Annotated in this window: 12 protein-coding genes and 1 pseudogene; 9 read left to right on the forward strand and 4 right to left on the reverse strand. The window is 43.0% G+C overall.

The features are described 5' to 3' along the window. The first annotated feature begins 269 nt into the window (after positions 1 to 269). From CDG76_RS20245 to CDG76_RS20255, 3 genes are all read left to right on the forward strand, one after another. Positions 270 to 3,254, forward strand: coding sequence for a COR domain-containing protein (locus tag CDG76_RS20245; RefSeq protein ID WP_190240910.1), 2,985 nt, complete (start codon positions 270 to 272; stop codon positions 3,252 to 3,254). 284 nt (positions 3,255 to 3,538) lie between these two features. Next, positions 3,539 to 4,417 carry an N-acetylmuramoyl-L-alanine amidase gene (locus CDG76_RS20250; RefSeq protein WP_094350737.1) on the forward strand — a complete coding sequence of 293 codons (879 nt, stop codon included), beginning with the start codon at positions 3,539 to 3,541 and terminating at the stop codon, positions 4,415 to 4,417. A gap of 215 nt (positions 4,418 to 4,632) precedes the next feature. Beyond that, positions 4,633 to 5,889 carry an FAD-dependent hydroxylase gene (locus CDG76_RS20255; RefSeq protein WP_094350738.1) on the forward strand — a complete coding sequence of 419 codons (1,257 nt, stop codon included), beginning with the start codon at positions 4,633 to 4,635 and terminating at the stop codon, positions 5,887 to 5,889. 195 nt (positions 5,890 to 6,084) lie between these two features. On the opposite strand, the gene CDG76_RS20265 is transcribed toward CDG76_RS20255, so the two are convergent. Then, positions 6,085 to 7,608: a site-2 protease family protein gene (locus tag CDG76_RS20265; RefSeq protein WP_094351063.1), complete on the reverse strand. Its 1,524-nt coding sequence runs from the start codon at positions 7,606 to 7,608 to the stop codon at positions 6,085 to 6,087. Between the two features lie 217 nt (positions 7,609 to 7,825). Here CDG76_RS20265 and CDG76_RS20270 point away from each other — a divergent pair, with 217 nt between their 5' ends. The 3 genes from CDG76_RS20270 (at position 7,826) to CDG76_RS39165 (ending at position 9,618) form a co-directional block, all read left to right on the forward strand. Then, on the forward strand, positions 7,826 to 8,557 hold the full coding sequence (locus tag CDG76_RS20270; RefSeq protein ID WP_094350740.1) for an MBL fold metallo-hydrolase: 732 nt from the start codon (positions 7,826 to 7,828) through the stop codon (positions 8,555 to 8,557). 44 nt (positions 8,558 to 8,601) lie between these two features. Further along, a complete protein-coding gene (locus CDG76_RS20275; RefSeq protein WP_094350741.1) occupies positions 8,602 to 9,399 on the forward strand; it encodes a phytochelatin synthase family protein in 798 nt (265 codons plus the stop codon). Positions 9,400 to 9,495: 96 nt separating this feature from the next. Continuing rightward, positions 9,496 to 9,618, forward strand: coding sequence for a hypothetical protein (locus CDG76_RS39165; RefSeq protein ID WP_262984348.1), 123 nt, complete (start codon positions 9,496 to 9,498; stop codon positions 9,616 to 9,618). Positions 9,619 to 9,753: 135 nt separating this feature from the next. On the opposite strand, the gene dnaG is transcribed toward CDG76_RS39165, so the two are convergent. Continuing rightward, positions 9,754 to 11,733, reverse strand: a complete 1,980-nt coding sequence (gene dnaG, locus CDG76_RS20280; protein WP_094350742.1) for a DNA primase — start codon at positions 11,731 to 11,733, stop codon at positions 9,754 to 9,756. Positions 11,734 to 12,085: 352 nt separating this feature from the next. On the opposite strand from dnaG, the gene tftA reads away from it, so the two are divergent. The 3 genes and pseudogenes from tftA to CDG76_RS20295 all read left to right on the forward strand — a co-directional run. Next, on the forward strand, positions 12,086 to 13,438 hold the full coding sequence (gene tftA / locus CDG76_RS20285) for a hormogonium tapered terminus morphoprotein TftA (protein WP_094350743.1): 1,353 nt from the start codon (positions 12,086 to 12,088) through the stop codon (positions 13,436 to 13,438). 432 nt (positions 13,439 to 13,870) lie between these two features. Then, on the forward strand, positions 13,871 to 14,341 hold the full coding sequence (locus CDG76_RS20290) for a TauD/TfdA dioxygenase family protein (protein ID WP_442946383.1): 471 nt from the start codon (positions 13,871 to 13,873) through the stop codon (positions 14,339 to 14,341). Between the two features lie 88 nt (positions 14,342 to 14,429). Continuing rightward, positions 14,430 to 14,564 (forward strand): annotated as a pseudogene (locus CDG76_RS20295) (transposase); the annotation flags it as partial. Positions 14,565 to 14,673: 109 nt separating this feature from the next. Here CDG76_RS20295 and CDG76_RS20300 read toward each other — a convergent pair. Together CDG76_RS20300 and CDG76_RS20305 are read right to left on the reverse strand one after the other, a co-directional pair. Further along, positions 14,674 to 16,518: a tetratricopeptide repeat protein gene (locus CDG76_RS20300; RefSeq protein WP_094350745.1), complete on the reverse strand. Its 1,845-nt coding sequence runs from the start codon at positions 16,516 to 16,518 to the stop codon at positions 14,674 to 14,676. A 124-nt stretch (positions 16,519 to 16,642) separates the two neighbouring features. Then, positions 16,643 to 17,413 carry a WecB/TagA/CpsF family glycosyltransferase gene (locus CDG76_RS20305; protein ID WP_190240911.1) on the reverse strand — a complete coding sequence of 257 codons (771 nt, stop codon included), beginning with the start codon at positions 17,411 to 17,413 and terminating at the stop codon, positions 16,643 to 16,645. Positions 17,414 to 17,625: the final 212 nt, after the last annotated feature.

Consider the following 17,625-nt stretch of genomic DNA (forward strand, 5'->3'; position numbering starts at 1 on the left):
AGTCTTCGGGTGTGTTAGCGCGAAAGCGTGACGCACCTTTGATACTTGTGAATGAGTCTTTGAACTCCGTTAACGAGTCTTTGATACTCGTGAATGAGTGAATGTTATTGCGAGGTTAGCGATGTCTACAACGGGCTACGCCTACGCACTCTGCTAATTTAAACATTACATCCGTTTTTATGCAGATGAAAACACTGAGCCAGTCTCTAACGCTTAGTTACGATATACTACTTTAGTAAATATCGCTACAGAGTTGGTGAGGTTTGCAAGTGACAAACGAAGAACTGTTGCAAATTATTGAACAAGCTGCCAAAGAAAAAACGACAGAGCTATACCTCTCTGACAATCAACTCAGCAGCCTGCCGCCAGAAATCAGCCAACTCTCCAACTTGACAAAGCTATACCTCTCTGACAATCAACTCAGCAGCCTGCCGCCAGAAATCAGCCAACTCTCCAACTTGAGATGGCTATACCTCGATAACAATCAACTCAGCAGCCTGCCGTCAGAAATCAGCCAACTCTCCAACTTGACAAAGCTATCCCTCCATAACAATCAACTCAGCAGTCTGCCGCCAGAAATCAGCCAACTCTCCAACTTGACAAGGCTATCCCTTGATAACAATCAACTCAGCAGCCTGCCGCCAGAAATCAGCCAACTCTCCAACTTGAGATGGCTATCCCTCCATCACAATCAACTCAGTAGCCTGCCGCCAGAAATCAGCCAACTCTCCAACTTGAGATGGCTATACCTCGATAACAATCAACTCAGCAGTCTGCCGCCAGAAATCAGCCAACTCTCCACCTTGACAGGGCTATCCCTCCATCACAATCAACTCAGCAGCCTGCCGCCAGAAATCAGCCAACTCTCCACCTTGACAGGGCTATCCCTCCATCACAATCAACTCAGCAGCCTGCCGCCAGAGATCAGCCAACTCTCCAACTTGACAGAGCTATTCCTCAATAACAATCAACTCAGCAGTCTGCCGCCAGAAATCAGCCAACTCTTCAACTTGACAAGGCTATTCCTCGAAAACAATCCACAATTAAGCTCGCCCCCGCCTGAAATTATCGAGCAGGGAACACAGGCAATTTTGACCTATCTCCGAGAAAGGTTAGAGGGTAGCTTACGGCAGTGGATTTCTAAACTGCTAGTCGTCGGTGAAGGAGGTGTAGGTAAGACATCCTTATTAAGAGCCTTACGCGGTGAAAAGTTCGACACCCAGGAATCCACCACCCACGGCATTGAAATTAAATGGCTCGATTTAACCCATCCCAGCAAAGCAGGTACTACCATGCATCTGAAAACCTGGGACTTTGGCGGACAGGAAATATATCATGCAACCCATCAATTCTTTCTCACCAACCGCTCTCTATTCTTACTTGCCTGGAATGCCCGACTGGGATTTGAGCAAGGTAAACTCTATTACTGGCTAGATACTATCAAAGCTTTAGCCCCCGAATCTCCGATTTTGCTTGTCGCCACCCACATCGATGAGCGAGATGCTGACCTTCCCTTGGCTGAGTTACGCCGCAAGTACCCCCAGATTATTGAACACTGTAAAATTAGCTCTAAAATCAGCCGAGGCGTTGAAGAACTGCGGCAAGCAATTGCTAAAGCAGCCGCCAAATTACCCTTAATGGGTGAAATCTGGCCTACTACTTGGCTAAATGCTGCCAATGCCATCCGCACCCAGCCGAAAAAACAAATCACACCGCAACAATTGTGGGACATCATGGCTGAGTCCAAAGTTGCTGACATCAGCAAGGAAGTGCTGGCGCGATGGCTGTATGAATTAGGTGAAATTCTTTACTTCCAAGACAATGAAGAACTTAACGATACCGTTATCCTCAAGCCCCAGTGGGTGACTGAATATATCAGCAAAGTGCTGGAAAGCGAAGACGTAATCAACCGCAAGGGCATTTTCACCCGTCAGGAAATGAATCAACTTTGGCGCGACTTAGAGCCATCAATGCGGGATCACTTTTTGCACCTGATGGAGCGTTTTGACCTTTCCTACCGCACTCAAGAAAATCGGGATCTCAGTCTGGTTGTGGAACGTTTACCCCTCGACGCGCCTAATTATGAACAAAAATGGCAGCAAATTAAACAAGCAGGTGAGTGCAATGAAATTTCGATGAAATTCCAACTCAACACCATTCCTGCGGGGATTCCCACTTGGTTTATTGCGCGTCAACACCGCTTCACAACTGGCATTCATTGGCGTAACGGTGTCTTATTTGCTTATGAGCAGGAACATTTAGCATTAGTGGAAGCTGTTAAAAGCGATCGCTATTTGCAATTAACAGTCCGAGGAGTATACCCTCAGAATTTCTTTGCACTACTCAAAGATGGTATCGAACTACTTCTGCGAAGGTTTCCCGGATTAGACATTCAACGCAAAATTCCCTGTCTTGGTCATAATGGTAAACCTTGTTCCCACGAGTTTGACTATGAACAAGTACGAAAGCGATTCCAAAGAAATAAACTAACAATTGAATGCCCAAAAGCTACAGAAGATGAAGATATATCAGTAATAGAACTTTTGCAGGGATTAGATTGGACAATAAAAGATGCAGTTTTAGACAGCCTCAAAGATTTAAAGAAAAGTAATAATGAGATTAAAGATAAACTGGATGATATTCAAAATAAAGCGGATAATCTCCTAGAACTGACGCAACGGGAATTTACCAAAGACTTCCGCCGCCAACAAGCAATCATAGATTCTCATTGTCCCAATGTATTTGTCCTGCGTCCCCATGATGCTAAAGCGTGGAAGAAAAATCTAGTCGGACAAAAGCTATATTTACAACTCTATTGCCAAGAACCAGGCTGTTGGCATCCTACCCAAGAAGGCGGTTTATATGAAATAAATGAACCTGCCAAATGGCTGAGAGAAACAGCACCTTATATTAGTAGATTATTTAGCGTCTTGAGATATGCTGCACCCATAGTAGGGCCATTTGTAAGTTTGCTAAACGACCAAGAATATGAAAAAGTATTTAAGAACGATCTCGAATTCACCAAAGAACTAGCAGCAAAATTACCTCAATTCAAAGAACCTGGCGGTTTCCCAATTGATAGAGATGAAGATTTTGATCCAGAACGCGCTGATGGTGCGGCTTTACGTGCCCTGCGTCAACTGTTAGAAGAAAAAGACCCACAGCAGCACTGGGGTGGATTAAAGAAAGTCTTGACTCCAGAGGGACATTACCTCTGGCTATGCGAACACCACGCAGCAGAGTATAAACGCTAACCCTTTTAGATTTGAGATTGCGCTCTTGAATTGTAGAGACACAAATCATCAACTATTCAAGCATTAGCAATGGTTTTAAGAGCATTTAAATAGCTCCATAGACATTAAAACAATTACTTAGCATTCAACATATACTAGTAACGTATATTTGACTAGAATTAAGGTATTATAGCGATTATTATTTGGATACCATAAGCGGTAGGGGTTTACAGAAGTGCGCCTCTACAACTGACACGCCAGTTTAGCTATAAATTAATATCTACCGTTTTACGGGTATTAGAAAAATGAAGTTTACAGACTGGGTGACTAGGGTACTACTAATCTGGCTGATGTTCGCCACTCTAATTGTAGTGCTGCTAATTGGACGAGCAACAAAATTACACAACAATCCGACAATATCCCGTGCATCCAATCCACAGGTTACAGCTTTCAGTAAATATCCCCAGGCGCAATTTCAATCAGCGAAAGAGCCAGAGAAGAAATTTCAAAATGTTGTCAAGTCCCCAGTCAAGACTAACCAGCCTCTAGCAAGGTACATAACCACTCAAGCTTTTGCAAAGTACAGACCTAATTATCAAGTTGCTTCGGTCGATCCAAGTAACTATGGAGAACGATACACCCAAGATGTTAATGGCATTCCTCTCAGCAACCAACCAATTGTCGTCCTCCATGAAACTGGTTATTCTGCTTCTAGCGCCATTAATTTCTTTCAAGTAGCCCATAGCGATGAAGGTGTGCAAGCAAGTTACCACGCCTTAGTCAAGTTAGACGGCACAGTGGTTTATCTAGTACCGCCAGACAAGCGGGCTTTTGGTGCAGCTAACTCAGTGTTTGATGGTTCTCAGGGAGTGGAAACTGTGCAGACTAATCCGACTTTACCCGCGTCTGTGAATAATTTTGCTTATCACGTCTCTTTGGAAACACCGCCAGATAGTTATGACAGTGGTAGTCAACAAACCCATAGCGGCTACACGGAAGCTCAATATCATTCTCTTGCTTGGTTAATTGCTCAAAGTCAAGTCCCAGACGATCGCATCACTACGCACCATTTAGTAGACCGTTCTGGTAAAAAAGTTGACCCGATAAATTTTGATGGAAATAAATTTCTCAGCTTGCTTAATACTTATCGTCAGGTTAGACCAATTTATCGAGTCAGCAAATAAATTATTCAATCTTGTAGGGTAGGGTAGGCTTGCCCTCACCCCCAGCCCCTCTCCCAAGTATGGGAGAGGGGAGCAAATTCTCTAGTTCCCCTTCTCCCAAGAGTGGGAGAAGGGGTTAGGGGATGAGGGCTGTTTTTAATTTTGAATTGTTAACTTGCTCAAGAAGGCGCGATCGCGTCAAAATAAGAGTTAAGACGCTGTAATCTAACTTAACAATGACCATAACGCAGCTTGAGCAAATTTCCCCTCAACCAACACCGCCAAATGAGCGGGGATATGAATATGATTTGGTAATTGTCGGCGGTGGGATTATTGGGTTAACTCTAGCCTCTGCTTTAAAAGATTCTGGCTTGAGTGTCTTGCTGATTGAGGCGAAAGTGGCATCAGCGGCGGTAGCCAAGGGACAAGCTTATGCAGTTCACAAACTTTCGTCGCTAATTTATGAAGGTATTGGCGTTTGGGACAAAATGTTGCCGCAAATCGCCAAGTATTGCCGAGTCCGTCTTTCGGATGCCGATTATCCCAATGTGGTGGAATTTACCACCGATGATATAAATGCAGCAGAATTGGGTTATGTGGCGGAACACCAAGCCTTGTTGCAGCCGTTGCAAGATTTTGTCCAAGATTGCCAAAATGTGACTTATCTGTGTCCGGCGGAAGTGGTAAATACGCAGTACCAGCAGAATATAGTCGCCATAGATATTAAAGTTGCCGATCAACTAAGAACAGTTCGCAGCAAATTAGTTGTAGCAGCAGATGGATCGCGATCGCCAATTCGGCAAGCTGCTGGAATCAAAACTTCGGGCTGGAAATATTGGCAGTCTTGCATTGTGGCATTTGTCAAACCAGAAAAGCCCCACAATAACACCGCTTACGAAAGATTTTGGTCTAGCGGCCCCTTTGCGATTTTACCTTTACCGGGGAACCGTTGCCGCATTGTCTGGACAGCGCCCCACGAAGAAGCAAAAGCTTTGTGTGCTTTAAATGACGAGCAATTTTTGGCAGAACTAACCCGCCGCTATGGCGATCAAATGGGGAAACTAGAATTACTAGGCGATCGCTTTGTTTTTCAAGTACAACTCATGCAAAGCGATCGCTACGTTCTTCCCAGACTGGCATTAATTGGTGATGCGGCACACAATTGCCATCCCGTTGGCGGACAAGGTTTAAATTTGGGTATTCGAGATGCAGCAGCTTTAGCGCAAGTAATTCAAGCAGCGCACAAAGCGGGTAAAGATATTGGCGATATTCAGATTCTCAAAGGTTATGAACGCTGGCGCAAGCTAGAAAATCTGACAATTTTAGGTTTCACCGATTTATTAGATCGGATGTTCTCTAATAATTTCTTTCCTGTGGTGGTGGTTCGTCGCTTGGGTTTATGGTTCTTGCAGCGAGTACCTGTATTAAAAGTATTTATGCTGAAATTGATGATTGGCTTGAAGGGGCGGACTCCAGAATTAGCAAAACGATAAGGCTTGAGAATGTCATGGAAGGGGACAAGGAGACAAGGGGAAAACCTCATAGACAAATCTATGGACTGCTGAAAAAAACGATCGCGATCGCTGATACAGCCAATTTCAAGGAAAGTAAAGTACACAACGATTTGCCTCAAAGCCAGGTATCAAGCCTGTTTTACTTCAGAATTCTGACTTCTGAATTCTGCTTTTTTAAATTTGCAAAAAGTTAGCGATCGCTTGCGGTAATGGCAGAATAATTACAATCAGCAAAGCCATTGCCAGTAACCCCCAAACATCACGTTTGTTATCCAATTCAGTGACATCATTCAGTGCAGGTTCATCAATCAACGGCATAAATAATAAGATAATCGCCCACACCAAAAATTCTTCTCGTACTAAAGAAAGTAACAGCAACAACACGCGAGCAATTTGACCAATTACGATCGCAGTTCGTTGTCCAAACATCGCATGGACAATGTGACCTCCATCTAATTGTCCCACAGGCATTAAATTTAAGGCTGTGACAATTAGTCCTAAGAAACCTGCTACTGCAACTGGATGTAAATCGAGGGCTGATTTTGCCGTTAACTGACTTCCCAAAGCTAACTTCGAGAGTATAGCCAGTAAAATTGAATACTTGGGATTGAGAGCATCAGGATTTAAAAGTCGGGTTTTTTCACTCAGCGAAACCACGTCAGAATGAGCCAAACCCCATATTAGTAATGGCAAGGTAATAACAAAACCTGCAATTGGCCCAGCGATACTAATATCAAATAAAGCTTTGCGGTTAGGAATGGGACTACGCATCTGAATAAATGCGCCAAAAGTTCCTAAAAAGAAAGGCACGGGAATAAAGTAAGGCAACGTCGAGCGAATCTTGTAAAATTTAGCTGTCAAATAATGCCCAAGTTCGTGAGTGCCCAAAATAGCCATCAGTCCTAAAGCATAAGGCAATCCCTTAAATAGGACATCTGGGTTAGATAATAGCTTGAACAAAGATCCAATATCCCAGATAGGCGGCAGAGCAACACCAGCATTTTCCACTCCCACCAAGGTAGTAGTGATCAAAGTAGCTGCTAGCAGCATCAGCGCTAATCCTGGACGAGTTAATCGTTCCTGCTTGCGTCGTGGTGTATCTGTCTGTTTCGCAGCAGCTTGAGTGTTGGGAACCAAGACAAAGAAAGGTTTGCCATTGAAGCCTTCTTGAAAAATCAGCAAGAAGCGATCGCCAAATTGTGCTTCAATATTAGTCTTAATCTGCTGGTAAGCGTTGCTGGCTTTAGTTCGCAACTGACCCCGGCAAATCACAGATTGTGGACGATACTCAATATTTTGAACGTAGTATACAGACCAAGGAAAACAATTTCGTAGTTGGGTTTCTTCGGTTGGTTCAATGGGACGCACTATTGGTTCTGGGGTAGGCTGGATAGTCGGTTGTGATTCTGAGGGTGAGGTTTGGGCTTCGGTCTGTGTATCTCTTGGTACTTGACGCCCCCATTGAAACAACGCCCAATACAAGACTGTGCAGACAAATACCGACCACAGGATCAGCCCTGGCGGTGGAGGTTGTTTCGCCCCGTAGATTAGCGTCCATCCACTCAACAGGAATGCTGGTGTCATTAAAACCAGCCACAACAACCATACTGGTGTGCGGGTAATGAGAGCAACGCTGCGCTGCACCATTAGATAAGTAGCTAGCCCCAGCAGGAGGATAAACAGAAACCAAAATGCCATGTTCTCTTCAGTAATTTTGACAAAACGCCCCACCAGTAGCTTCAGCACCATAGCATTAACTACAAGGCAGACCTCAAATCCCAATTTGGGTACTGGGGACTAGGGACTGGGTATTAGGGAAGAAATTCTTTTAAGATTTGGTTGGCGTACCAATTTCCATTCAAATCTTCCCTAGTCCCTAGTCCCTAGTCCCTAGTCCCTAGTCAGTTATTTTATTATGTGCCCTTTACCTCAACAGCCAAGTCATACAACTAAGCCACCACGGGCTGTCTTCCCGGACGAAGTACTCAGCGGAGGTTCTCTGCAATCGGACTTCGCACAAGAGAGCATTTTTGCCTTTCCACCCAATCGGGACACATTAGGGGGAACCTCTTATTTTATTGTAAGAAATGAAGGCAATATCCTCATAGATTGCCCTGCACTAGAAAAAACAAATCAAGATTTTTTGCGAGCGCATGGAGGCGTGCGTTGGCTATTTATCACCCATCGCGGCGCTATTGGCAAGACTGCTGAATTTCAGCAAGCCTTTGGCTGCGAGGTGCTGATTCAAGAGCAAGAAGCGTATTTATTACCAGGCTTAACAGTAACTACTTTTAGACAAGAATTTACTCTTGATACTACAACACAAGTAATTTGGACACCAGGGCATTCTCCCGGCTCATCTTGTCTATACTACAGTAAACTTGGAGGTATATTATTTTCTGGTCGCCATTTACTCCCTAACCAGCACGGTCAAGCAGTACCATTACGGACAGCTAAAACCTTTCACTGGCCAAGGCAAATTCAGAGCATTCGATTATTGTTAGAACGTTTTACACCAGAAACTCTCCAGTATATTTGTCCTGGAGCTAATACAGGCTTTCTTAGAGGTAAGCGGGTCATAGATCGAGCTTATCAACACCTCGCTTCTCTGGATTTACCAGGTTTGCTGGGGATACAACCACTTTAACTGTTTACACTAAAAACGTTGGAAAAATCAGCAGAAAGTAGACAATGGAAGATAATAAAAGCTTTCAGCAGCAAGTAACAAAGATAAAACCTCCGATTAATGAAGTAAAGAGCCGAGTTCGGCAAATTGCTGCGATTATAGCCAGTGTCACTGGATTATTAGGTATCAGTGGTGTTGCAGCAGTAGGATATTATGCATTTGTACCGCCGCCCATAAAACGGTTGCCACTTTCACAAAATCTGATTTCTTTAGAATCATCAGTAGGGCAGAAAATATTAAGTTCTACCCAGATAAAACAAGATTACACGCCACTTATTACTTATCTAGAAACTCAAAAACGTCCCGCTTATTGTGGTGTTGCCAGTGGAGTAACGGTGCTTAATGCTTTAGGCAAAGGTGAAAGTACGTATCAACGTCTTGATCAAGAAAGTTTTTTCAATGGCGTTGCTCAAAGTGTTCGCTCACCTTATTTAGTCACTTTTTTTGGTATGAGCCTTGATGAGCTAGCAGCACTTGTGCAAAGCCATAATCGTACTGTGGAGATATATCATGCATCAAGCACTACGTTAGAACAATTCCGTACCCAAGCTAAAGCAAATTTAAAACACGATAAAGATTTCATAATTGTCAATTACGACCGTTCGCAGATAGGGCAAACTGGTGGAGGGCATATCTCTCCGATCGCAGCTTATTCCGAGAAAATGGATAAATTTCTAATTCTGGACGTATCGACTTATAAATATCCTCCTGTTTGGGTTTCAGCCTCAACACTTTGGGCGGCGATGAATACTAGTGATGTTGTTACCAATAAAACGCGGGGATATTTAATAGTTAAGAGGTAGATGTTGGATGTTTTAATTTTCTCTTTCCTAGCCCACTCAAACCAAACAATCACATCAGATTTTACCTGTTGTCATAATGAGAACGAGTGCTGGAATATGCCAGTAGCGCCCCTACTTTTTGGCAAAGTCAATTTTTTACGTAGGCGCATTCGCAAAACGTCTCGTAGAGAAGCGGCTTACGGTAGAGGAGACACAGAGAAGAAAGATGAACTATCTTAAATAGGACTTACGCACGGATAAGGGAAAACGAACCACAGAGGGCGCAGAGTTCACAGAGGAATGAGAGTTTGAGAGGGTTTTTGCGTAAGTCCTATTAAAGTCTAATCAAGATTTAGGTGGAGCGTGAGTGCAAGGCTACAACAACTCGGTGATGGAAAATAACCGTTGTCGGTCTATTTGTTGAAGCTTGATTTTTTCAGCGTAGAAAGCCTGATAATAATATTGATACCGCTCTGGTTCAGCTTCTGGATCGGTTTGTTGCCATAGTTCCAAAAAGTGACGATAGCGTTTTTCAAGCATCACTAAATCCATACAAGCGATCGCAGCTTGAACTACTTGCGGAGTCCGCAGTATTTCTTTTTGGTTTTTTTCATCCACATGAAATAAATGGGAAATTAACCCGATCTCGCTGTCAAATTCTAAGAACCGATCTTGGAGACGGGAAATTAAATTTGGTAGAGATGCAAAGTTTTGCGTCTCTCCATCACCGGATGAAATTTCTAAAATCTGTTGCCATAAAAATCGATGGTGGGAAAGGCTAAATTGCAAATCTCGCTCCTCTAGTTCGTCAACAATCATTTGACGCTGTTCGGGACAATGCAAGTAAATTCGCAATAATAATGCCTCTGCGTGTTCTAAAAGGCTGCGTTCTGTCGGGAGTGGGGAGTTGGAACTTGTACTGAGCGTAGCCGAAGTAATGGAGAGTGGGGATTTGCCACCTCCCCATGCTTTCTTCGCTGATACGGGCTTAGAATATGTAGCCGCAGCCGGAGCAATTTGAGTTAACAGATTTTCGACTCTTAGGGGTATAAGTCTGGTATCTCCCAAGCTGAGTATTTCTGCACAGTAGGAAACGTAATAGTTGCGTGTATCGCTGTTAGCTATATTTTTAAGTAATTTGACTATTTGCTGAGTTACTTGCTGAAAATCAGTAGCCTGTTTTAAGTCTCGGTCTTGAATAATTTGCTGAATCTGCCAGTCTAGCCAAAGTGGCGCATTTTTTAGCAGTTCTCCATAATCTTCTGGAGTGTGACTATGCAAGTATTCATCAGCATCTTTGCCATCGGGTAAATTGAGAATTTTTAGCTGAACTTCGCCCTTGTATGCTAGTTCGGCAATTTCACCAATCGCCCGTTCGGTGGCATTGGTTCCGGCTTTATCAGCATCAAAGTTGAGTACTAATTGTTTCGATTCGGTGTAGCGTAATATTAACCGGACTTGTTCTAAGCTTAAGGCTGTACCGAGTGAGGCGACGGCATTATTAATACCAGCAGCGTGGAGAGCGATCGCATCAAAATATCCTTCTACCACCACGGCTTGATCGAGTTGGGAAATCCCACCTTTGGCTTGATCAAGGGCAAATAATGTTTTACCTTTACTAAAAAGTTCGGTTTCGGGTGAATTCAGATATTTAGGCTGTTCGTCAGTCAGAGTTCTCCCACCAAAGGCAATGACGCGCCCTTGGACATCACGAATGGGAATCATGAGGCGATCGCGAAATACATCATAATACCCACCCCCTTCTCGGCGTGGCTTAATCAATCCCGCTTTTTCCAGTATTTGCACTGGGTAATGTTTATCTTCCACTAAATAACGATAGAGAGTTTCCCAACCTGCGGGGGCATAACCTAAACCAAATTGCTGTATAGTTTCTTCTTTGAATTGGCGGTTAGATTGCAAATATTGAAGTGCTTTTTGCCCTTGCGATTGTCTGAGGGCGTGTTGATAAAACTGTGCGGAGGAAGCCAAAACTTCATACAACTGCTCGCGCAAAGATAGCTGACGCTGTAATTCTTGGCGTTGTTCGGGTTCGAGAGTTTGCACAGGTACTTGGTAACGCCGCGCTAAATCCAGCACCACGTCAGCAAAAGAACGCTTTCCCAACTCCATGACAAACTTAATGGCATTTCCCCCAGCTTGACAGCCGAAGCAATAATACATTTGCTTGGTTTGGCTGACAGTGAAACTGGGAGATTTCTCATCATGGAAAGGGCACAAACCGACGAAATCTTTCCCGCGTTTGCGTAAAACTACGTATTCCGAGACGACATCTACAATATCAGCCCGTAGTTTAACTTCCTCAATTGTGTCTGGGTGCAAGCGGGGGATTTGCATATCTTAGTTACTGGGGATTGGGGATTGGGGACTGGGGACTTGGGATTGGGCACAACAGTTGCGGATAGCTAAGGTTTAGCCCGTTACGAGTTCTGAGTAAATAAGTGAAATTCCCAACTCAACACTCAGCACTCCTGAAGGGCCATTGGGCATTATTGGGTATGGGTTATCCCCCTTTTCTTCTTCATCGCCAGTCCCAAGTCCCCAGTCCCCAATCACTAGTCATTAACTTTGGAGAAATACCAAAGGACAAATGACTTTAGACTTCTGATAGCTATTATATTCTTGTTGCCAGACCAAGAATGATGTATACAATTGCTTAGACTTAATTTTATCAGAGGAAATACTGAAAATGGGGCGTATTTTTATATCAGCGGCTCATGGAGGCAAAGAAGCGGGAGGAATAGATCAAGGTGCGATCGCAGGTGGTACAAGTGAAGCAAAAGAAATGATTCTGCTCCGGGATTTGATTGTCACGGAACTGAGAGCGCGGAGTTTGGAAATTTTAGCGGTTCCTGATGACTTGAGTGCCGCCCAAACTATCACCTGGATCAATTCTCGTGGCCGCCGGGGTGATGTCGCTCTAGAAATTGCAGCTAATGCGGCTAACAGCCCTTCTGTGCGTGGGGCTAGCGTTTTCTACATTACTAATAATAGCGATCGCAAGAGCAATGCTGAACAGTTACTAGTGGGGTTATTGCGCCGCGTACCCCAATTACCGAATCGGGGAGTCAAACCAGATACAGATAGTGGATTGGGTAGTTTAGCATTCTGTCGTCAGACAACGCTGCCAGCTTTGGTGATGCAAGTCGGGTTTCTCAGCAATCCAGAGGATCGGGCTTTGCTGCAAACTCGTCGCCGCGATTTTGCTTTGGGAATTGTCGATGGATTGGTAACTTGGAGTCGTGTAATTGACCCCACTCCTGGAACTCCAGCCGAAGCAAATTATCCGCCAATTAATATCAATATTAATGGGCAAAGTTACACCGAGCAAGGAATTTTAGTTAATGGGAATGCTTACATCCCCATTGATTTAGTAGACCTTCTACGAATTGACCTTTCAAAAGCAGCTAATGTCAATAAAATTACCTATCACAAAATAGTTTATGTCAAAGCCATCGAACTACGAGATTTTAATGTTGCAGTCAGTTGGGATGCAGCAACGCGTACTGTTAGCTTACGCTCGAATTTGGCGGTTTGCCCTGGTCAATTTTCGCGGGTAATGTCAAACGGTAATACTTCCGAAATACAGTTACAATTATTCCTCAGAAATAATAATGAAAATGCCTTAACAAAGTTTCCTGACATCCCCAAACTTTATCGCGAAGAAGCAGGTATAGAAGGAGTGAACTATGATATTGCCTTTTGCCAAATGTGTGTAGAAACGGGATTTTTACGGTTTGGTGGTGATATTAAACCTGAGCAAAATAACTTTGCAGGCTTAGGTGCGATCGGTGGTGGTTCGGAGGCTGCGTCTTTTCCAAGTGCCAGAATTGGAGTCAGGGCGCACATCCAACATTTGAAAGCTTACGCCAGTTTAGAACCTTTAGTACAAGAAGTAGTAGATCCCAGATTTCGCTTTGTCACACGCGGGATTGCGCCATTAATCGATCAGCTATCAGGGCGGTGGTCAGCAGATTTGGATTATAGTACAAAGATTTCAGCAATGCTCAAACGATTATATGAATCAGCAGGACTTCTTTGAGTAAGGAAAGGAAAATTACTCAGGTTCTGCACAGTGCGATCGCCTATGGTGGGCGGAACGCCATCGCAAACACGATCTGCTTCAGCTGTTTTTTGACCAAAAGAATGGGATTCAAGCATTAACCATTAGCGTAGTTCGTCTATCTCTTCAATATTGTCAGAGATATCACCCACCTTAGCCCGTAATTTAACTGGATAACCTTGCTATATATTTTACTAAATATTTCTGCTTTGATTCCAGCAGTCTAAAAATATAGTCACTATATAATACTGTAAATCGATAGATTTACAGTATTATACTGACAGCTACCATCGCTTCCTTACAAACTACAAAGTACAAGGAGAAATTTTTATAACATTTACTGCAACACGGATTGAGATTACACCTAGTGGAGCAGCTTTAGGAGCAGTTGTTACTGGTGTTGACGCCAGTATTGCAGCAGAACCAGAAGTAATCTTGCAACTCAAACAGGCGTGGCGCGATCATCACATCCTCATCTTCAAAAATCAACAATTGACTGACGAGCAATTATTAGCGTTTGCGAATTACTTTGGCGACATTCTCCAACAGCCTGCCTATATCCGCAAAGGAGAAACCGAGCCGTACCTGCCGCCTCTTGTTCTTACCCTTGCAAATGCTGCCTCTGAAGAAAGTTCCGTCAATCTTGCACCCAACTATCGTAAACTTTTACCCCATATCGATCATGACTGGTTGCCTACACCATCTAGCGGTTCATTTTTATATGGGGTAGAACTGCCTGAGAATGGCCCTGATACCTATTGGGTGAATTTGATTCAGGCTTACGAAGAACTAGATGATGCTACTAAAAAGCAGATTGCTGGTTTGCAGTTACGCCATAGCATAAAATTCTTTTTTAGGCATATACTTAAAAGAATTTGCTAAGAGGGTGTTTGAAAAGTCGGTAAGTTTGTAAAAAAGCTCTTTCGGTATACGCTGTGAATAGATATATAGACAGCACCGAGAGAGCAAGGTGAGTAAAGCATATCCCAGCAATCTGACTCGTGGACAATATGAATTTCTCAGTGAGACGATTCCAGAACCCAAAAGAGGTGGTCGCAAGCGTGAAGTCGATATGTGGGAAGTCCTCAATGCGATCTTCTATGTCCATCTGCACAATTTTCTCTTAAGAAGTTGTTTTAAAAGTATTTTTGGTAACATCAAAGCCTCACAAACCTAACCCCCATTGCCTGATAGGAAATAGGGGTTTCAAAGCCTTACATATCTCGCTGATATTCTTCTAACAATTGTGGAATGTGATCGTACCCATCCACACCAATAACCGCAATAATTTTCGGGCGATGTTGCTGTAAGAACTTTTGGAAAGCTTCTGCCCCAATTTGCCCTTGTAAAATTGTCAGTAATCCTGCTGCTTGACGCCACTCACTAGAAGCAATTTGCTCTAAAAGATACATTCCCAAGCAGCCCGTGTAAACAGTTTTTTCGGAATTTTGCAGATGATAATAAGCTTCTGCTAAATAAGCTAAGTTCCGCCCTTGGAGATACAAATCACCGGAAACTTGTGCTGTTTTAAAGCCATCTTCCAGATATTTAATTGCAGTTTGGTGTTGTCCAATTACAAGATAGGCAATTCCTAAGCTGCTGACACATAAGGCTTTACTTTGAAGATCGCCTAATTTTTCTGATAATTTTAAACCTTGTTCCAAATAATTAATTGCAGCTTCATAGGTTTCGGGTTCTAGGTTTTCCAATTCCTGAGCTTGCATGACTTCGCTGTAACCTAAATTTACCAGCGCGTTTGCTTCTCCTGTGCGATCGCCTGCTTGCCGACTCAGTATTAATGCTCGTTGACTGTAGTTAATTGCCTCAGCATAATTTTGCTGTTGCACGTAAGTACGGCTGAGGTGATTGAGATTGGCAATTTCACAGGTGCGATCGCCTGCATTCCTGGCTATCTCTAGCGCCTGCTGATGAAAATCAATTGAGCGTTGGTATTGTCCCAAAGCACGCTGAGAATAGCCCAAAAGGGTCAAAATTCGTGCTTTTTCTTGGGTTCCCTCGCCTCGTCGTAGCGGTTCATCTAGATAATCTAGGGCATCTCGTAAATAGGTGCCAGTAAAAGAAGCAAAAATCCCGCCGTAAAAAGGAAAATACGGACGCTGGGCAAAGGTTCGTAAAATCTGGAGCATGATTTGAGAACAGGCATCGCTGTATACTGTCCCAATGCTCCTAAAACCACTTGCTAACTGACTCCAAATCACTGCAAAGGTCAAAAAAGTGGAAATGGACAACTTTGGCCCCGCTTTAACATCGTAAGCTTGTTGGTCAAACCAGTTAATTAGTCCCCTTTGCAAGAACTGTAAAATCAATGCCATTTCCACCCAATCTCTGAGGGTGATACCGCGCTGTTGCTCGGCAAACTCTATTGCAGATTCTTCCCTAGCTAAGGTGCGAAGTAGTGTTTTGGGTAATTCACTATTGAGTTGTTTCGCCCAACTTGCCCAAGGGCCACGTTCTCCCGGTACACCACCAAATCCCAGAGATTCCTTTTGCTCGTACATCCAACTGAGCAAGTTGTCTTGCAATCGCTGCCAAGAACCTAAACCACGGGTAATCCCTTCGGAAAATTGTTGTAAATCAGCATCTGCCTGAGCAAATTGCTGCAATGCCTTTGATAACTGCTGTAACTGTTGTAAATTTAGCGGATACTTCAGATTCGGATCAGTAACCCGGATAAATGTCGCTAGACGATCGCCAGCAGGGGCTGTGGTGATTTCTGTAGCTGCGGAGGCGATCGCTTCTGTTGCTTTATTTTGCTCTTGCCAGCGTTGCCATTGGCTTTGAATGGTCTTAATGGCTCTCAAACTGCGAGTCGCCTTAGCTTTCTTGAGTTCGTCTTTTTCGCTATCTACTTGGCTTTGGAGAGAATTCAGGCGATCGCTCAAAGCTAACTCAAAGACTTCCCCTGTACCGGAAGTAATTCCTTTTAGCAATATTTGATACACCTGTTCTACAGAGCTAATTTTGCCCTTGAGGGTGGTTTCGACAATTTCATCGATTAAAGCAAGATAGCGATCGCTTAATGGCAGAGAGTCTGGCACTTTGGCTACTGGGAGAATGTCACATCAATTCTAATTCTAGTCTTGGCAGCAGAGGTAGGGGAAACAATTGGCCACTTTTGGACAGTCATGGTCATAACAAATGCGAAATTTAGAAAAAATTTATTTAGCGATTTGTTATAATTCCTTGAGTGATTCGCTGTTTAACTACACGATAAAAAAATAATGGAATGCCTACAAGATAACGGTCTGCTAGACGAGTGGGTTCAGTAACTAAGCGTGTTAACCACTCCAGACCATTATCAGTCAGCCAACGCGGCCCGCGATATATAGAGTCAGTATAAAAATCTAGACAAGCACCCAAAGGTAAAAATACAGTAGTTTCAATTTTATTGAAGTTATCTAAAATCCAGCGTTCTTGTAATGGCATACCAAAACCAATATATAAAATATCTGGTTGGGATTTATTAATTTTTTCTATTACCAAATCATTCTCTTTTCCTGATTTATCAAAATAACCATGATGTCCATTTACGCGTAAATTAGGCGCAATTGCTACTAACTTAGTAATTGCCTTCTCCACTACACCTGGTTTTCCAGCTAACAAAAATAAAGAAAGATTTTCTTGAGCGCACTTTAATGCTAAATCTTCTATGTAATCTGGTGCTGTCATCCGATGTGCAGATTGCATTGAATAACCGTTGAATCTAGCTCCTACCATTACACCAAATCCGTCACAAAATACTAAATCAGCCTTATTCAAAAAATCTCGATACCAAGACTTTTCGTAAGCAAAATTCATTGCTCTGATATTCACATGTCCTACAACTGTCTTTTTTTGGCTTTTTGCTGCTTCTATTAAATAATCAACTAATTCTTGTACTTTAACTTTATGGAATCTTGTATCAAACAATTTCACTTCAGGAAAAGTTTTCATTTCTGCACCTCTCTCACTTATTAGCCAGTATACCAAGTTTAGAATAATCCGAACCACAAAAGAATAATACTTTTATCGTTTCCTTGACTTTTCCTAATATTAAATCCATCTTTTTTCAACGCCTATTATCCTTATACAGAATCAATTACGTCGTTTTTAAGTTCGGTTCGGTATTTAATACATAGTGTAAGTCACTTCAGCTATTTTTCTCA

This window comes from Nostoc sp. 'Peltigera membranacea cyanobiont' 210A, from assembly GCF_002246015.1.
Taxonomy (GTDB): Bacteria; Cyanobacteriota; Cyanobacteriia; order Cyanobacteriales; family Nostocaceae; genus Nostoc.

Coding starts and splice junctions, on each gene's coding strand:
- CDG76_RS20250 (WP_094350737.1), top strand. CDS start 3,539: ATGAAGTTTACAGACTGGGTGACTAGGGTACTACTAATCTGGCTGATG.
- CDG76_RS20255 (WP_094350738.1), top strand. CDS start 4,633: ATGACCATAACGCAGCTTGAGCAAATTTCCCCTCAACCAACACCGCCA.
- CDG76_RS20265 (WP_094351063.1), bottom strand. CDS start 7,608: ATGGCATTTTGGTTTCTGTTTATCCTCCTGCTGGGGCTAGCTACTTAT.
- CDG76_RS20270 (WP_094350740.1), top strand. CDS start 7,826: ATGTGCCCTTTACCTCAACAGCCAAGTCATACAACTAAGCCACCACGG.
- CDG76_RS20275 (WP_094350741.1), top strand. CDS start 8,602: ATGGAAGATAATAAAAGCTTTCAGCAGCAAGTAACAAAGATAAAACCT.
- CDG76_RS39165 (WP_262984348.1), top strand. CDS start 9,496: ATGCCAGTAGCGCCCCTACTTTTTGGCAAAGTCAATTTTTTACGTAGG.
- dnaG (WP_094350742.1), bottom strand. CDS start 11,733: ATGCAAATCCCCCGCTTGCACCCAGACACAATTGAGGAAGTTAAACTA.
- tftA (WP_094350743.1), top strand. CDS start 12,086: ATGGGGCGTATTTTTATATCAGCGGCTCATGGAGGCAAAGAAGCGGGA.
- CDG76_RS20305 (WP_190240911.1), bottom strand. CDS start 17,413: ATGAAAACTTTTCCTGAAGTGAAATTGTTTGATACAAGATTCCATAAA.